We start from the raw sequence: 17751 nt of genomic DNA, 5'->3' as shown, positions 1-17751 counted from the left end.
ACCCGAAACATTTCTGTTTCGGGTTTTCTTTATCGCTTATCTTCTTTAGAATAATTAGATTCTCCATTAATATTAATTTCTCCGCCTAGAAAATGAGGTTCACGATTTCGCAAAACATCAAAAAAGGATTTGAAAGTCGAAAGATATTCTCTAAAACGAACATAATTATATCCAAGATATTCTCCTTTATTGGCAGAATATCCAGAAGATTTAATGCCTAGTTTTTGTCCAATATAAATGGCGCGATTTAAATGATATTCTTGTGAAATTAAAGTTGCTTTTTTAATCTTAAAAATATGTTTGGCACGATACATTGTTGAATACGTATCAAATCCTGCGTAATCAATAAAAATTTTTGTGGTGTCAACGCCATGATTGTAACAATAATTTTTCATTACTGTCAATTCATCGTATTCGTCACGGCCATTATCTCCAGAAAGCAGAATTTTATTGATGCGTTTTGCTTTCCAAAGCATAATTCCTGCATCTAAACGATCTTTTAAATATTTGCTTGGCTGATTTCCATTAATTCCTGCGCCAAAAATAATTCCGACATCATTTTTAGGAAATTTTTTTATGGAATAATAAATGTTCTTTTTAGTCGAAGATTTAACATAATAGTTTACCGAAACAATGGCAATCAATCCGATAATTGAAAGATAAAGCACTATTTTAAAATATTTTTTCATGGCTTGTATTTGTAAGATAAGATTTAAAAATACGAAGGTAGTTAAAGTAAAATCAAATAAAAAACCGAAGTATTTCTACTTCGGTTTTAAAATTTAATTCTGTAAGAAGCTTAGCAACTTAGGAGCTTAGTATCTTAGAAGCTTTATAACAATCCAGCTCTTTTCAATAAAGCCTCTGGTTTCGGTTCTTGACCTCTAAAGCGTTTGTATAAAATCATTGGGTGTTCTGTTCCTCCTTTTGAAAGAACGTTATCTTTAAATTTCTTAGCAATATCTTCGTTAAAGATTCCATTTTCATGGAAATATTCAAAAGCATCTGCATCTAAAACTTCAGCCCATTTGTAGCTGTAATATCCAGAAGAATATCCACCTTGAAAAATATGAGAAAATGCTGTACTCATTGCATTTTCTTTTACATCAGGATATAGTTGTGTATTAGCAAATTGTTCGGTTTCAAAATCTTTAAGATTTGTGATATTTGTTGGATCTTGTCCGTGCCAAGCCATGTCTAATAATCCAAAACTTAACTGACGCAATGTTGCTAAACCTTCTTGGAAACTAGCACTTTCTTTAATTTTCTGAACATACTCAATCGGAATAATTTCTCCCGTTTCATAATGATTCGCAAACAAAGCCAAAGCTTCTGGTTCGTAACACCAGTTTTCCATAATCTGACTTGGTAATTCTACAAAATCCCAATAAACTGAAGTTCCAGATAAACTTGGGTAAACTGTGTCAGCCAACATTCCGTGCAAACCGTGCCCGAATTCGTGGAATAAAGTTGTTACTTCATTAAAAGTCAATAATGAAGGTTTTGTTTCGGTTGGTTTTGTAAAATTACAAACGTTTGAAATGTGTGGTCTTTCGTTTACGCCGTCTTTTACATATTGTGATTTGAATGAAGTCATCCATGCACCGTTTCTTTTTCCTTTTCTTGGGAAGAAATCAGCGTAGAAAATCGAAACTAGATTATTATCAGCATCTCGAACTTCATATGTGGTTACTTCTTCGTGGTATTTATCTATGTCAAAAACCTCTGTAAAAGTTAAACCGTATAATTTTTTGGCAACTGTGAATGCACCGTCTAAAACTTTTTCTAATTGAAAATAAGGTTTCAATTTTTCATCATCTAAATTAAAAAGTTGTTGTTTTAATTTTTCAGAATAATACGCGCCGTCCCATTTTTCTAATTGCTCAATTCCGTCTAGTTCTTTCGCGAAAGCAGTTAATTCAGCAAACTCTTTTTGCGCGGCTGGTTTTGCTTTTGCCAATAAATCATTCAAGAAAGAGAAAACTTTCTCCGGACTTTCGGCCATTCTTTCTTCCAGAACAAAATGTGCGTGCGTTTTGTAGCCTAATAAATTGGCTCTTTCATGACGAAGTTTAGCAATTTTCAGAACGTTTTCTTCATTGTTGAATTCGTTTTTCTGAAAACCTTTTGCGCCAAAAGCAATTGCCATTTTTTTACGCAATTCGCGATTGTCAGCATAAGTTAAAAATGGAATATAACTTGGATAATCTAAAGTAAAAATCCAGCCTTCTTTTTCCTGATTTTTTGCCAATAATCTTGCCGCTTCAATTGTGCCTTCTGGTAAACCGGCTAAATCTTTTTCATCAGTTAAATGCAATTCGAAGTTGTTGGTTTCAGCCAAAACATTTTCGCCAAATTGTAAACTCAATTTCGATAATTCTTTGTCGATTTCTCTTAACTGATTTTTCTTGTCTTCTGGCAAATTGGCTCCGTTTCTCGAAAAGCTTTTGTATTTTTTATCTAATAAAGTAGTTTGTTCCGGATTCAGATTTAAACTTTCTTTCTGGTCATAAACCGCTTTTACTTTTGCAAATAATTCAGCATTTAAGCGAATGTCATTTCCAAATTCTGAAAGTAAAGGCGAAACTTCCTGTGCAATTTTCTGCATTTCGTCATTCGTTTCAGCCGAATTCAAATTGAAGAAAATGCTAGAAAGACGATCTAAAATATCACCTGAATAATCCATCGCCACAATGGTGTTTTCAAAAGTAGGCGCTTCCGGATTATTTACAATTGCATCAATTTCGGCTTTAGCCAAAGCAATTCCTTCTGTAAAAGCAGGAACGTAATCTTCGGTTTTAATTTGCGAAAAAGGTGCTGTGTTATGTTTGGTATTGAAATATTGTGTTAATACGCTCATATTTGTAGTTTTCAGTCTCAGTCTCAGTTTTCAGTGCAACTGAGACTAAAGAGTTAATTTTTTTGAGTTTTCAGTCGCAGTCTCAGTTTTCACTGTGACTGAAAACTGAGACTGCGACTTGCGAACTATTTAAGACTTTCAGCCGCTTTATTAACCGCCGCTTTCAATTCTTCTTTATAAGAAATAATAGTATCTAAAACTTTTTTGTCGTGACTTCCGATGATTTGCGCCGCTAAGATTCCAGCATTTTTTGCTCCGTTTAAAGCAACAGTCGCAACTGGAACGCCCCCTGGCATTTGCAGAATCGATAATACTGAATCCCAGCCATCAATTGAATTGCTTGATTTTACAGGAACTCCAATTACTGGAAGCGGCGACATTGAAGCCACCATTCCTGGTAAATGTGCTGCACCACCCGCACCGGCAATAATTACAGAGATTCCACGATTGTGTGCATTTTTGCTGAAATCGAATAATTTCTCCGGTGTTCTGTGTGCTGAAACAATATCTACTTCAACTTCTACATTAAATTGTTTTAATATGTCGATTGCATCTTGCATAACTGGCATGTCTGAGATGCTTCCCATTATAATAGCTACTTTGCTCATGTTTTTTATTTAAAGATTAAATGATTGAAAGATTTAAAAATTATCGCATGAATCTTTAAATTTTTCAATCTTTAAATTTTTTAATTATTGTGAAATCACTCTAATCGTGTTCTTAACTTCCTGCGCAATTCTTCTGGCTTCTGCCATATCTTCATTTACGATTGTAACGTGACCCATTTTTCTGAACGGACGAGTTTGTTTTTTACCGTAGATATGTGGCGTAACGCCATCCCATCCTAAAATAGTTTCGATGTTTTCATAGACTACATTTCCAGAATGACCTTCGGCACCCACTAAATTTACCATAATTCCGGCAACTTTACTGTCGGTATTTCCTAATGGAAGATCTAAAATCGCACGTAAGTGATTTTCGAATTGTGAAGTATAACTCGCTTCAATAGAATAATGTCCTGAATTGTGTGGGCGAGGCGCAACTTCGTTTACTAAAATCTCGTCGTCTTGAGTCTGGAACATTTCAACAGCCAAAAGACCAACGTGGTTGAAGTTCTCTGAAACTTGTAAAGCAATCGCTCTAGCTTTTTCAGCTACTTTTTTGTCAATTCTTGCTGGACAAATTACATATTCAACTTGGTTTGCTTCTGGATGAAATTCCATTTCCACAACCGGATAGGTTTTCATTTCTCCCGATGGATTTCTTACCACAATTACCGCCAATTCGTTTTTGAACGGAACCATAGTTTCTGCAATACATTCAACATTTGGTAATGTATCTAAATCCGATGCTTGGCGAACTATTTTTACACCATTTCCATCATAACCAAATTCGGTACATTTCCATACAAAAGGCAATTTGATTGTTGATTGTTGATTAACGAGTGCAGATTTTAGATTTTCTAAATTTTCAAATCTTTTGAATGGTGCAGTTGGGATATTGTTTTTAGCGTAAAATTCTTTTTGAACGCCTTTATTCTGAATTCCTTTTAAGGTTTTTGGAGATGGATATATTTTTAGCCCTTCGTTTTCTAATTGCGTTAAAGCTTCAAGGTTTACCAATTCGATTTCGAAAGTCAAAACATCGACTTGTTTCCCAAAATTGTAAACCGTTTCATAATCCATTAAATCGCCTTGAAAAAATTTGTTGCAGGCAATTTTACTCGGTGCTTCGTCGCTTGGATCAAGAACGTAAGTTTGTATGTCAAATTTTCGGGTATCAAACAAAAGCATTTTGCCTAATTGTCCGCCACCTAATATTCCTAATTTAAAATCAGAAGAAAAATAATTCATTTTGTGTTGTGTTTTTGCAAAGATACCTTTTAATCTTTTTTTAGCCAAAATTTAGTTTTTCTGTCACAAATTGATAAAGTTTTGCCACAGATTAAAAGGATTAAAAAGATTCTTCTCTATGTGTTTTTTTGGTTGCCACGAATAGCACAAATTTTCGCGAATTATTTTTTTAAGTTCAGCTTAAAAAATTAGTGTGAATTTGTGTAATTAGTGGTAAAATGACAAAATAGAAAATTCTTTTTAATCCTTTTAATCTGTGGCTAACCGAAAACTATTTTATTTTTTTCAACACTTCTTTGGCGACGGCTTTGTAGGCTGCTGAATGATCTCCGAAATCTTTATCAATAATCACTTTGAGTTCGGGGTGAATCCAGTCGTAATGATTTCCTAAAACATACAAAGTTCTTATAGAATACGCTTTTGTTGCCACTTTGACATCGTTTATCAACCAATCAAAAGAAGCTTCAATAATATCTTGTAAGTTGTTTTCGGAAAGAGAAATACTATTTTCGTTTTTTTTGTAATGAGATTTTACTAAAAGCTGCGTCACTTTTGCGATTGGACGCATGGAACTTTCGTCTTTTAAAATTTTCAAATTCGAACAGAAAAAATCAAGATGTGGTTGTAGCCAAAGCAATTCTTCGTACGAAACAAATTCTAAAATCCAGCAGGCTTTATGATTGTTTTTGTCTTCGGGTGAAAAGCAAATTGAAACTAATTCACTAAAAAGGGAAGGATTTTCTAAAACATCCTGCGCTGCTTTTAGACGGTTTTCTCTATAAGCATTGACATAATCCAGTTTTTTCTGCAGTTCGGAAATCATCATTTGATAATTAAATACTAGGCTAAAATACGTAATTTAATGCGATAATTCCGTAGTAATTTATTGGTAAGCCCGGATAATAAAATCTTGGTTGTGCATTTCCTACTGCAGTCGCGTTGGTCAAAATCATTGAGGCATATTTTTCATTTGTTACATTATTTATTCCTGCGTCAAAATGTGCTTTTAAACCTGAGAGAATTTCTAGCTGATAACCTGTTTTTAAATTCAAAAGTGAATAAGAATCTGAAAAATCTGCATTCGAATCGTTCATCGGAATTTTATCGGTGAACTGAAAATCGGCTGAGAAGTAAAAGCCAGAATTAATATTTAAGACAAAACCTGCACTTGCTGTATTGGCTGGAACTCCAGTTAATTTGTTTCCTGAATAATCATTTCCGCTGTCAACAAATTCTTTAAATTCATAATTCCCGATTGAAACTCCGACATAAGAATTTAAATTGAAAATCCGATTGATCGGCCAATTATGGTTTAATGAGATTTCGATTCCTTCGTGAAACGTTTTTCCAGCATTTATACCTTCATATTGATCATCTCCGATTCTTTTAGCGACTAGTAAATCTTTAATTTCCATTCGGTAAACCGCAATCTGGGTGTACAATTTTTTGTTGAGGAAATGTAGTTTTCCGCTCAATTCAAAATTATAACCTGTTTCGGGTTTAATGTCTGAATTGATATTTCCCGTGCTGGTTAAAGTTTCTTCGGTTGCGGGGAGAGAAAATCCTCGGCTTACCGAAAAGTAAAAGGTTCGGATTTCATTTGGCTTAAATAAAAAAGAAAGTTGTGGCGAAAAAATGCCGTCATAACTATAATGTTCCGTTGGATTATTCGCGGAAGCGGGAAAATCATTTTGAAGTTCAAATTTAGTTTTGTTGTAATTTAAACCGGCCTGAATTTCAAAATGTTCCGAAAGTAAAGTTCTGATTTGAGAAAAAATGTTGTAAAAACGCCTTTTCTGATTGGTTGCTGTAAGTTGATTACCTTGTAAACTTCCGTTTCCATTATTTTGCTGATAGAGATTTTGAAAAGTATTTCCGCTGTAATTGTCTGCAAAATATTCAATTCCGCTAATAAATTTATTGTTGATTTTTCCGATATTAAAATCTCCCGAAAATTGTGTTCGTATGCCCGAAGCAAAAGTATATTGATGTAAAATATCAAAAGGACGCGGTTCATTGCTGTCTTTGTAATTGATGAAAACTGAAGTTGAATTGTTGAGGTGATCGTTTATTTTGAAATCATAAGCCAATCCGCCTAAAGTCGATTTGTATTCCTTAAATCCTTTTGAAGCCACCCAAGTTGGCGCACCAGCCTGTGGATTATTTTCAAAAACCGTTTTACTGATCGAACTCGGAATATAAGCTTTCAAATAAGTATAATTGGAGAAATACGTCAATTTGCTGTTTTTCTTTCTGAATAATTCTCCGCCAAGCGTAATTCCTTCACGATTGTAAGCGCTGTTTTGACGCCAGCCGTCAGTCTTTAAATTATGATAACTAAGATTTAAAGAAGAACTTTTTTCATTCAAATCAAAACTGATTCTGTTTTTCAATAATCCATAAGAACCAAAAACAGAACTTATTTCAGCCTGATAATTTCCTTTTTTTAATGTTTGAGGTGAAATTAAAATCGCTCCGCCCAAACCTGCGCCATAAATACTCGAAAGCGGACCTTTTATAACTTCAATTTGATTGATATTTTGAAGATCAATATCATCAATTACGGTTTCACTGTTTCCAGACGTCAACGGAATAGTTCCGTAAAAAGCCCTAATTTTATTGGTTCCGTATGGAGTTCTCGCGCCAATTCCGCGAATCGAAATTCGGGTTGTCGTAATGTTTGACGATTGCATAAAAACACCCGGAATCGTATTGATGACATTGCTGATATCAGTTGTATTATTTCGAAGTAATTCTTTTTCAGATAAAATACCAATTGAAGCGGGGCTGTTCTGCAAATCTCGATTAATATGAAGCGGACTTATTAAAACTTCGTTTAGTTTTTGAGTTTTGGTAGAATCAATATTTTCTTGTGCTGAAATATTTTTAGAAATAAAAAGAATCAAAAGAAGAAGAAAACATTTTTGAAAAGGCATAAATGAGCGGAGTTAAAAGTGCGTTTTTATTTTTAACACATAGAAACATAGCATTGATTGAGGCAAAAAAGGCGTTTTACTTGTCAAAAGCCACATAGAAAAACCATGTGTGAAAACGAGTTTTCTTAATAACATCTTTTAAACAAAAATCTATGTCTCTATGTGTTTAAAATTTTCTTTTTATAATTTGTTCCGATAATTTACGGAATTGGAATTTATTTCTTTGCTGTAACCTTCCAAATCGTATTTCCGCTATCATCATTTACCAAAAGAGATCCGTCATTCATAACCGTTACAGCAACTGGGCGTCCGTAGACTTCAGCTTTATTTTCATCAGATATAAAACCAGTTAAAAAATCTTCTGGTTTTTCTGAAGGTTTTCCATCTTTAAAAGGAACAAATAACACTTTATAGCCTGAAATTATAGATCGATTCCAAGAGCCATGTTGGCCTACAAAAGCGCCATTTCTGTATTTTGCAGGAAAAGCATCTTTTGTGTAAAATGCCAATCCTAAAGAAGCAGTATGAGCGCCAACAGGAACATCGGGAACAATAGCTTTTTTTATCAAATCTTTTCGTTCACCTTTCCCTTCCCATCTTGGATCAGGAATACTTCCAAAATAGGAGTAAGGCCATCCATAAAAACCGCCTCTTTTTACACTCGTAATATAATCTGGAACTAAATCATCTCCAAGTTCATCTCTTTCATTTACCGCTGTCCAAAGTTCTTTTTTGTTGGCTGGATTCCAATCCATTCCCATTGGATTTCTAAGTCCGTCAGCGTAGATTTTTTCGCCGGTTCCATCAGGGTTAATTTCTAAAATTGCTGCACGACGAACTTCTTTATCCATTCCGTTTTCTCCAACATTGCTTCCAGAACCAACACCAATGTAAATTTTTGTTCCTTCGGGATTAGCAAGCAAACTTCTTGTCCAGTGATTGTTGTATCCGCCAGCTGGGAGTTCAACGATTTTAGTTCCTTGAGTTTCTAATTTTAATGGTGCATTTTTATAAGGATAACGGTAAAGTCCGTCAGTATTGGCAATATAAAAAAAGTCTTTTAGGATTAACATTCCTAAAGGCCTGTTTAAACCAGAAATAAAAACTTCGCGAGTTTCATATTTTCCGTCTTTATCATTGTCACGCAAAACTATAATTTGGTTTTTGCTTGTTCTGGTGCCACTTTCAACAACAAAAATATCATTGTTTGGACCTATATAACTCCAACGCGGATTCTGAAAACCGTCGGCAAATTTTGTAACGATGAAACCTTCTGGTGCTTTTGGTGTTTTGCCTTCTGCCCAGCCAATTACTTTGCTATTTTTGGTTTTAGATTCGGTTGCGTAGGGTGGAGGAAGCGTAATATCTCCAATGGCAGTTTTTACAACATTTGCTGGCTGTTTGGCAAGAGTTTCTTTTTCTTCTTTTTTAACTTGTCCGTTACAGGCAGTCATTAAGGCTAATAGGGGTATAGAAAACAGGGTTAAGGATTTTTTCATTGGTTTTTTGGAGTTAAATAATTATATCACAACAATTTACTTAAAATTCCTATAGTGTCAAAAAATGATTTGTAAACATTAACTGATATTTAACATTCACAAAAAATATCTCGATACAGTTTATTTTGATAGAAGCAGTTAAGTTGTAATTCTGTATCTTTGTCCATTATTTTAAAAAGAAAAATAATGATACAACTTCACGATAAACAATTTGTTCCGTTTATTTCGGCTAAAGAAATTGATTTTGCTTTAACTAAAATAGTTGCTCAGGTAGAAGACGATTTTGGAGATGACACGCCAATTTTTATTGGAGTTTTGAATGGTGCTTTTATGGTGGTGTCAGATTTTCTAAAAAAATATAAAAAACCGTGTGAGGTTTCGTTTGTTAAAATGGCATCGTATGAAGGAACTGAGACAACCAATGCCGTTAAGGAACTAATTGGAATTAACCAAGATTTGTCTGGAAGAACGGTAATTATCATCGAAGATATTATTGATACCGGAAACACAATCGAAGAATTAAAGCACTTGTTTAAAGCTCAGAATGTAAAGCATTTTAAAATTGCGACATTGTTTTTTAAACCAGAAGCTTATAAAAAAGATATAAAAATAGATTATATCGGAATTAGAATTCCGAACAAGTTTATTGTGGGTTACGGGTTAGACTATGATGGTTTAGGAAGAAACTTAACCGAAATTTACAAATTAGCAGAATAACAAAACACAACTATATATTCATTTAAAGACTTCTCAAAAAATAAGAAGTAACAACACTCATTTCAATTATGATTAACATCGTTTTATTTGGAAAGCCTGGTGCAGGAAAAGGAACTCAGGCAGAATTTTTAAAAGAAAAATACAATTTAACGCACCTTTCAACAGGAGATATTTTTCGTTTCAATTTAAAAAATGATACTGAACTAGGAAAAAAAGCAAGAGTTTTTATGGACAATGGAGAATTGGTTCCTTGCGAAGTAACAACTGCAATGTTAATTGATGAGGTAAAAAAACACCCAGATACAGCAGGGTTTTTGTTTGACGGTTATCCAAGAACAATCAATCAGGCTGAAGCTTTAGATAAATTTTTGCCAACAATTGGATCAAGCGTGACAGCAACAATTGCTTTAGAAGCAGATGACGAAATTTTGGTTGCACGTTTACTTGAAAGAGGAAAAACAAGCGGAAGAGCTGATGATCAGGACGAAGAAAAAATTCGTGTAAGATATCAGGAATACAATGAAAAAACAGCTCCGCTTATTGGATATTACAAAGAACAAAATAAATTTCATGCCGTAGACGGTATCGGAACTATTGAACAAATTACAGAGCGCTTAACGTCAGTTATAGATAATTTGTAGAAGCTTTTTTAAGCTGTACGTTACAACCTGATACATTATCGGGATGCAAAAAAACTATTTTTCTAACTCTAAAACGGGCTTTTCAAATGTTTTTGACAATCAAAGTTTTTGGGTTAGAAAAATTAGTTTTTTAATTGACAGCCATTAATATTTGAGATTACAAATTACGTTTAACGAGACTATTTTATAACGAATCCCCTATCAATTGGAAATACTAATAATATTTTTTCTAATTCTATTAAACGGAGTTTTCTCCATGTCTGAAATCGCCTTGATTTCGGCCCGTAAAAACAGGCTTGAAACAGCGGCAAAAAAAGGCAACAAAAGTGCTAAAACGGCACTCGATTTAGCCAATTCCCCAAATAAGTTTTTATCGACAGTACAAATCGGAATTACCTTAATCGGAATTTTGACTGGTATTTATTCTGGTGACAAAATCACGGCAGATGTTGAGCTTTTTGTGGCAGGAATTGCAGTTTTTAAACCTTACGCACATTCAATTGCTGTTGGGATTGTAGTTGTAGTTTTAACTTTTTTCTCATTGGTTTTGGGAGAATTACTTCCAAAACGAATTGGATTAAATTATCCAGAAGCTATTGCTAAAATGGTTGCAATGCCTATGAAAGTGATTTCGATTATTACGGCACCATTTATTTGGCTGTTAACTTCTTCAACAGATTTTTTACTGAATGTTCTTCAGATAAAACCAACTGCTGACGGAAAAGTGACGGAAGAAGAGATTAAAGCCATTATTAAAGAAGGAACAGAAGTAGGAGAAGTTCAGGAAATTGAGCAAGATATTGTGGAGCGTGTTTTTCATATCGGAGATAGAAAAGTAAATTCTTTAATGACACACCGCAAGTCGGTAGATATGCTGCCATTAAAAGCAGATAAAGAAAAAATCAAAGAATTAGTAGTTCAGGATTTGCATGCGGTTTATCCTGTTTACAATGATAATTATGATGATATTGTTGGAGTTGTAACACTTAAAAATATTTTTGCTAACATCGAAAGCGATAATTTTGATTTAGCGGCAATTATGTCTGACGCGCCCTATTTAATGGAGCAGACAACGGCATATAAAGCTTTAGAGAATTTCAAAAAAACAGGTGTCCACTATGCTTTAGTTTCAGATGAATATGGAGTTTTTCAGGGAATGATTACTCTTAATGATATTTTGGAAGCTTTAGTTGGTGATGCAGCAGAATTCTATAAAGATGAATTTCAGCTAATAGAAAGAGAAGATGGTTCTTGGTTGGTTGACGGACATTATTCGTTACATGATTTCTTAACTTATTTCGAGTTAGATGAATTAACAAACGATTACGAAGTAAACACTGTAAGCGGAATGATTATGACTGAACTTTCTCATATTCCAAAAGAAGGAGAAAAATTAGTTTGGCAGAAATTCGTCCTAGAAGTTATCGACATGGACGGCGTTAAGATTGATAAAGTTTTGGTAAAAGCTTTAAAAGAGTAGAGAGAAAATTTGTTTCAATCCCGATAGCTATCGGGAATGAAACTTTACATAAACAAAGAAAATGACAGAAGGAAATTTTGTAGATTACGTTAAGATATATGTTTCTTCCGGAAAAGGAGGGAAAGGTTCTACGCATTTACATAGAGAGAAATTTATTGAAAAAGGTGGTCCAGATGGAGGAGATGGAGGCCGTGGAGGTCATGTTTATTTAGTTGGAAATAAAGGGCTTTGGACATTATTTCATTTAAAGTTTGCACGTCACATTAAAGCTGGACACGGTGGAGATGGTGGAGGCGATCGCAGTACTGGTGCAGATGGAGAAGATAAAATTATTGAAGTGCCATTAGGAACTGTTGTAAAAGACAAAGAAACTGGAGAAACACTTTTTGAAATTACAGAGCACGGAGAAAAACAAATTCTGGCAAGAGGAGGAAAGGGAGGTTTAGGAAACTGGCATTTTAGAAGTTCGACAAATCAAACACCTCGTTACGCACAGCCAGGTTTGCTTGGTGTAGAAATGGATGTTATTCTAGAACTTAAAGTTTTGGCCGATGTTGGTTTAGTTGGTTTTCCAAATGCTGGAAAATCTACTTTATTGTCTGTATTAACTTCGGCAAAACCAAAAATCGCAGATTACCCATTTACAACTTTAAAACCAAATTTAGGAATTGTTGCTTATAGAGATTTTCAATCTTTTGTAATTGCCGATATCCCTGGAATTATTGAAGGCGCTGCAGAAGGAAAAGGTTTAGGGCATTATTTCTTGCGTCACATTGAACGTAATTCGACTTTGTTGTTTTTAATACCAGTTGATACAGCGGACATAAAAGGAGAGTACGATATTTTGGTTAACGAATTAACGAAATACAATCCTGAAATGCTAGACAAGGAACGTCTTGTCGTGATTTCAAAATGCGATATGCTTGATGATGAATTGAAAGCTGAACTGAAAGCTGAATTAGATGTTTCTTTCAAAGGTGTTCCATACATGTTTATATCTTCTGTTGCGCAGCAAGGTTTGACAGATTTGAAAGACAGACTTTGGAAAATGCTTAACGAATAGTAAAGCTTACTCAGATATTAAAAAGGTGTTCTGTTTTAAGGACACCTTTTTTGTTTTATAATGTTAAATTCGTAATAAACTGCTAAAAATCTAATGTCATTTTTAATTTTAAGATTGCTTAGGTTGAGATAATTGCTAAAATGACTTATATTCGCATCACTTAAACAAAATAACATGAAAAAAGTAATTTTATTCTTGACCATGTGCCTTATGGCTTTCCCAATGAGAGCCGATGAAGGGATGTGGTTTTTGATGTTTATCGAAAGATTGAACCATAGAGATATGGAAAAGATGGGCTTGCAATTGACAGCCGAAGAAATTTACAGTATCAATCATCATAGCTTAAAAGATGCAATTGTTCAGTTCAATGGAGGTTGTACTGCAGAAATTGTTTCAAACAGCGGATTGGTCCTTACAAATCACCACTGTGGATATAGCGCGATTGCAGAACTTTCGACTGCAGAACAAAATCATTTGAAAAATGGTTTTTGGGCAAAAAATCGTTCTGAAGAATTAAAACCTAAATCTTTGTTTGTTCGTTTCTTCGTTCGTATGGATGATGTTTCTAAAAGAATCTTATCTAAAGTAAACGATCAAATGACAGAAACTGAAAGAAACAAAATCATTCAGCAAGAAATCGCTTTGATTGAAAAAGAAAACAGCGAAAACGGAAAATACACTGTTTCTGTTCGTCCTTTCTTTCAAGGAAATGAATATTACTATTTTGTTTACCAAGATTACACAGACGTACGTTTAGTAGGAACTCCTCCTGAAAGTGTTGGTAAATTTGGTGGAGATACAGACAACTGGGAATGGCCTCGTCAAACAGGAGATTTCTCTATGTTTAGAGTTTATGCAGATAAAGATGGAAATCCGGCAGCATATTCTAAAGACAATGTGCCATTACAGCCAAAACACCATTTGCCTGTAAGTTTAAAAGGAGTAAAAGAAAATGATTTTGCCATGATCTTAGGTTATCCAGGAAGAACAAACCGTTGGATGCCAGCTGGAGGAATTGAGCAAAACATTAAATATGCTTATCCTGCATGGGTTGAAGGTGCAAAAACAGGAATGGATGTAATGAAAAAGTATATGGATAAAGATGCAACTGTTCGTTTACAGTATGCTTCTAAATATGCTTCGACTGCAAACTACTGGAAAAACCGTCAAGGTATGATTGATGCTTTAACAAAAGCGGGTACAGTTGATACTAAAACGGAACAAGAAGATAAATTCTATGAGTGGGCTACTAAACCTGCAAACAAAGAGAAATACGAAAATGTAATTCCGACTATCAACGATTATTACAGAGAGACAAACTTAAAAGCACGTCATGATAATTATTTGATGCAACTTTTACGTACTTCTAGTTATGCTACAGGGCCTGCTAATTTAGGAAATGCATTAATTGCTTACTATAAAGAAAATGATGCAAAGAAAGCTGAAATGCTTCCTAAAATCAACGCAATGGTTGAGAATATTTATGGTGAGTTTTATGCTCCATTGGAAAAAGATATTTTAACAGCTCAGTTGAATTTATATGCTTCTAAAGCTGCTGAATATGGACTTGCTCCAGAAATCGCAAAAATGAAAACAGCTAATAGTGGTGATTTTACTGCAGATGTAGCAAAAGCAACTGAGATTAGCTATTTTACAAGCAAAGAAAAAGTATTAGCTTTCTTGGCTGATCCAAAACCATTAGCGATTGTACATGATCCGTTGTATATTATTTCTAATGATTTATTGACAAAATATCGTGCTAAAACAGACGATCAAGCAAAAGCTGATGATGGTTTTGCTGCTGCTTACCGTAAATTGGTTGAAGGTTTGAGAGAATCTAAATTGAACGCAATTAAATATCCAGATGCAAACTCTACTTTGAGATTGACTTATGGAAAAGTTCGCGCTTTACCTGCAGATCCTCGTAATGATGCTAAAATCAATAACTATACTACAATGGAAAGTATGGTTAAAAAATATAAAGCAGGAGATCAGGAATTTGATTTGCCAGCTCGTTTATTAGAATTGAACAAGAAAAAAGATTTCGGACAATATGCTGATAAAGCAGGTTACATGCCAGTAAACTTCTTGACAGATAACGATATTACTGGAGGAAATTCTGGTTCGCCAGTTCTTAACGGAAAAGGAGAATTAATCGGTATTGCTTTTGACGGTAACATCGAAGCAATGGCTGGAGACGTTATTTTTGATTCTAAATTACAAAGAACTATCAACGTTGATATTCGTTATGTCCTTTGGATTATCGACAAATACGCTGGAGCTAAAAATATTATCGACGAATTGACGATTGCAAAATAATCTTCATTTCTTTATATAAAAATAAACCCGACAAGTTTTTGAAACCTGTCGGGTTTTTTAATTTTTCTGGATTAATTTATCTCCAAAAGCAAAGGAGGCATTCTAAAATATTTCCTTATTTTTGAAGAATAATTACAGCGTTTTATTAGTTATTTGCTATTTCGATTAACCGATGAAACAGTTTAACGATTAAACATTTTAAATGAAAACACATTTCATCGCAATTGGCGGAAGCGCTATGCACAATCTGGCATTAGCATTACATAATAAAGGATATCAAGTTACAGGAAGTGACGATGCTATTTTTGAACCTTCAAAATCAAGATTAGAAAAGAAAGGAATTCTTCCTGCAGAAATGGGTTGGTTTCCAGAAAAAATTACTTCAGACATTGATGCGATTATTTTAGGAATGCACGCAAAAGCAGATAATCCTGAATTATTAAAAGCGCAGGAATTAGGATTAAAAATCTACTCTTATCCTGAATTTTTATATGAGCAATCTAAAAATAAAACACGTGTTGTCATTGGTGGTTCTCACGGGAAAACAACAATTACTTCGATGATTCTTCATGTAATGCATTATCATAATATTGCGGTTGATTATATGGTTGGTGCACAGCTGGAAGGTTTTGATACAATGGTGCATCTTACAGAAGAAAATGATTTTATGGTTTTGGAAGGCGATGAATATTTATCTTCACCAATTGACAGACGTCCGAAATTTCATTTGTACCAGCCAAATATTGCTTTGATTTCTGGAATTGCTTGGGATCATATTAATGTTTTTCCAACGTATGAAAACTATGTGGAGCAGTTTGAGATTTTCATCGAAAAAATTACAAATGGCGGAATTTTGGTTTATAACGAAAATGATCCAGAGGTAAAACGTGTTTCTGAAGCAGCAACTAATCCGATTCGAAAAATTGCTTATTCAACACCAGAATATTCGGTTAGTGATGGAGTAACGTTATTAAAAACTCCTGAAGGCGATATGCCGATTGAAGTTTTTGGAGCACATAACTTAAACAATCTTGCAGGTGCAAAATGGATCTGTCAAAATATGGGTGTAGACGAAGCTGATTTCTACGAAGCAATTGCTAGCTTTAAAGGAGCTTCTAAACGTTTAGAAAAAATCGCTGAAGGAAAAGGAAAAGTCGCTTATAAAGATTTCGCACATTCACCAAGTAAAGTAGCAGCAACAACAAAAGCTGTAAAAGAGCAATATCCGAACAGAACTTTGGTTGCTTGTTTAGAGTTGCATACTTATAGTAGTCTAAATGCTGAGTTTTTAAAGGAGTATGAAGGTGCCTTAGAATATGCTGATGTTGCTGTTGTTTTCTATTCGCCAGATGCGGTAAAAATTAAGCAATTGGAAGAAGTGACTTATGAGCAAATAGCGACCGCATTTAATAGAAAAGATTTAATCATTTATACCAATCCAGCTGAATTTAAAGAATATTTATTCAATTTGAATTTAGATAATTCTGCGCTTTTATTAATGAGTTCTGGAAACTACGGAGGTTTGAATTTTGATGAGGTAAAAGGTTTGATTGATTAGAAAATTAGTCAATGAGATAATTTGCCGACTGTTTATACAGTCGGCTTTTTTTTTGAATTATTGTAAATAATCAATGTATAATTTTGAAAGATTTTTCTTCTTTTTTAAATATCTTCGCATCTTAAAATTATAAGTATGGAAGGTGGGCATTTTGCTATAAAAAATTGGTCAGATGATGACAAACCTCGTGAAAAATTAATCCTCAAAGGAAAAGATGCTTTAAGTGACGCCGAATTATTAGCTATTCTAATTGGCTCGGGAAGCCGTAATGAATCTGCCGTTGCTTTAAGTAAGCGAATTTTAGCTACAGCTAAAATCTAACTGCCTTGGGGAAAATGACCATTTCTCAGTTAATGCAATTTAAAGGTATTGGAGAAGCAAAAGCTGTTTCGATTGTATCGGCTTTAGAATTGGGTAGGAGGCAAAGAATAGAAGATGTTTTAAAATTAAAAAAAATAACTTCGAGTAAAGCTGTTTTTGATATTATGCAACCCATCATTGGAGAACTTCCGCATGAAGAATTTTGGGTGCTTTTTCTTAATAATTCAAATAAAGTGATTTCTAAATCTCAATTAAGTAAAGGAGGTATTGCTGGTACTGTGGTTGATATACGATTGGTTTTTAAATTAGCGCTAGAAAATGGAGCTACAGCCTTGATTTTGTGTCATAATCACCCTTCCGGTAGTTTAAATCCGAGTACTGCTGATAAACAAATTACAAAGAAAATTAAAACTGCGGGAGAAATATTAGATGTTAAAGTTTTAGATCATGTTATTATTACTGAATCAAAATATTATAGTTTTGTAGATGAAGGAATTTTTTAAT

The 17751-nt window shown here is 34.0% G+C and carries 13 protein-coding genes and 1 pseudogene; 7 read left to right on the top strand and 7 right to left on the bottom strand.

Going from position 1 to position 17751, the window contains the following annotated elements:
• Positions 1-29 precede the first annotated feature (29 nt).
• The 7 genes from AC5ZCW_RS12670 to AC5ZCW_RS12640 form a co-directional block, all read right to left on the bottom strand.
• Complete coding sequence (locus AC5ZCW_RS12670; RefSeq protein ID WP_496120167.1) at positions 30-689, bottom strand: SanA/YdcF family protein; 660 nt, start codon at positions 687-689, stop codon at positions 30-32.
• A gap of 143 nt (positions 690-832) precedes the next feature.
• Positions 833-2860: a M3 family metallopeptidase gene (locus AC5ZCW_RS12665; RefSeq protein WP_496120165.1), complete on the bottom strand. Its 2028-nt coding sequence runs from the start codon at positions 2858-2860 to the stop codon at positions 833-835.
• A gap of 125 nt (positions 2861-2985) precedes the next feature.
• Positions 2986-3468, bottom strand: coding sequence for a 5-(carboxyamino)imidazole ribonucleotide mutase (purE, locus tag AC5ZCW_RS12660; protein WP_008464237.1), 483 nt, complete (start codon positions 3466-3468; stop codon positions 2986-2988).
• A gap of 84 nt (positions 3469-3552) precedes the next feature.
• Complete coding sequence (locus AC5ZCW_RS12655; RefSeq protein ID WP_496120163.1) at positions 3553-4713, bottom strand: 5-(carboxyamino)imidazole ribonucleotide synthase; 1161 nt, start codon at positions 4711-4713, stop codon at positions 3553-3555.
• A gap of 271 nt (positions 4714-4984) precedes the next feature.
• A complete protein-coding gene (locus tag AC5ZCW_RS12650) occupies positions 4985-5539 on the bottom strand; it encodes a HEAT-like fold family protein (RefSeq protein ID WP_496120161.1) in 555 nt (184 codons plus the stop codon).
• Between the two features lie 19 nt (positions 5540-5558).
• Entirely contained in the window at positions 5559-7649 is a 2091-nt protein-coding gene (locus AC5ZCW_RS12645) for a TonB-dependent receptor (RefSeq protein ID WP_496120159.1), read from the bottom strand.
• A gap of 215 nt (positions 7650-7864) precedes the next feature.
• Complete coding sequence (locus AC5ZCW_RS12640; protein ID WP_496120157.1) at positions 7865-9148, bottom strand: PQQ-dependent sugar dehydrogenase; 1284 nt, start codon at positions 9146-9148, stop codon at positions 7865-7867.
• Between the two features lie 186 nt (positions 9149-9334).
• Between AC5ZCW_RS12640 and hpt the strand changes: the two genes are divergently transcribed.
• The 7 genes and pseudogenes from hpt (at position 9335) to radC (ending at position 17750) form a co-directional block, all read left to right on the top strand.
• On the top strand, positions 9335-9865 hold the full coding sequence (gene hpt, locus AC5ZCW_RS12635) for a hypoxanthine phosphoribosyltransferase (protein ID WP_496120155.1): 531 nt from the start codon (positions 9335-9337) through the stop codon (positions 9863-9865).
• Between the two features lie 68 nt (positions 9866-9933).
• Positions 9934-10506, top strand: a complete 573-nt coding sequence (locus AC5ZCW_RS12630) for an adenylate kinase (protein WP_057114947.1) — start codon at positions 9934-9936, stop codon at positions 10504-10506.
• Between the two features lie 205 nt (positions 10507-10711).
• Complete coding sequence (locus AC5ZCW_RS12625) at positions 10712-11986, top strand: hemolysin family protein (protein ID WP_177212007.1); 1275 nt, start codon at positions 10712-10714, stop codon at positions 11984-11986.
• A 61-nt stretch (positions 11987-12047) separates the two neighbouring features.
• On the top strand, positions 12048-13049 hold the full coding sequence (gene obgE, locus AC5ZCW_RS12620; RefSeq protein ID WP_281633942.1) for a GTPase ObgE: 1002 nt from the start codon (positions 12048-12050) through the stop codon (positions 13047-13049).
• Between the two features lie 174 nt (positions 13050-13223).
• Entirely contained in the window at positions 13224-15368 is a 2145-nt protein-coding gene (locus tag AC5ZCW_RS12615) for a S46 family peptidase (protein WP_496120152.1), read from the top strand.
• A gap of 202 nt (positions 15369-15570) precedes the next feature.
• Positions 15571-16926, top strand: coding sequence for a UDP-N-acetylmuramate--L-alanine ligase (locus AC5ZCW_RS12610; protein WP_496120150.1), 1356 nt, complete (start codon positions 15571-15573; stop codon positions 16924-16926).
• A gap of 135 nt (positions 16927-17061) precedes the next feature.
• Positions 17062-17750, top strand: a pseudogene (gene radC, locus AC5ZCW_RS12605) (RadC family protein).
• Position 17751 lies beyond the last annotated feature (1 nt).

This window comes from Flavobacterium sp. PLA-DH12, from assembly GCF_059511845.1.
The sequence above is the reverse complement of the archived record's forward strand: the minus strand, read 5'-3'. Positions and strand labels throughout refer to the sequence as shown.

Bases quoted from the DNA above. Each gene is read 5' to 3' on its own strand.
- AC5ZCW_RS12670 (WP_496120167.1), bottom strand. From the start codon at position 689: ATGAAAAAATATTTTAAAATAGTGCTTTATCTTTCAATTATCGGATTG.
- AC5ZCW_RS12665 (WP_496120165.1), bottom strand. From the start codon at position 2,860: ATGAGCGTATTAACACAATATTTCAATACCAAACATAACACAGCACCT.
- purE (WP_008464237.1), bottom strand. From the start codon at position 3,468: ATGAGCAAAGTAGCTATTATAATGGGAAGCATCTCAGACATGCCAGTT.
- AC5ZCW_RS12655 (WP_496120163.1), bottom strand. From the start codon at position 4,713: ATGAATTATTTTTCTTCTGATTTTAAATTAGGAATATTAGGTGGCGGA.
- AC5ZCW_RS12650 (WP_496120161.1), bottom strand. From the start codon at position 5,539: ATGATGATTTCCGAACTGCAGAAAAAACTGGATTATGTCAATGCTTAT.
- AC5ZCW_RS12645 (WP_496120159.1), bottom strand. From the start codon at position 7,649: ATGCCTTTTCAAAAATGTTTTCTTCTTCTTTTGATTCTTTTTATTTCT.
- AC5ZCW_RS12640 (WP_496120157.1), bottom strand. From the start codon at position 9,148: ATGAAAAAATCCTTAACCCTGTTTTCTATACCCCTATTAGCCTTAATG.
- hpt (WP_496120155.1), top strand. From the start codon at position 9,335: ATGATACAACTTCACGATAAACAATTTGTTCCGTTTATTTCGGCTAAA.
- AC5ZCW_RS12630 (WP_057114947.1), top strand. From the start codon at position 9,934: ATGATTAACATCGTTTTATTTGGAAAGCCTGGTGCAGGAAAAGGAACT.
- obgE (WP_281633942.1), top strand. From the start codon at position 12,048: ATGACAGAAGGAAATTTTGTAGATTACGTTAAGATATATGTTTCTTCC.
- AC5ZCW_RS12615 (WP_496120152.1), top strand. From the start codon at position 13,224: ATGAAAAAAGTAATTTTATTCTTGACCATGTGCCTTATGGCTTTCCCA.
- AC5ZCW_RS12610 (WP_496120150.1), top strand. From the start codon at position 15,571: ATGAAAACACATTTCATCGCAATTGGCGGAAGCGCTATGCACAATCTG.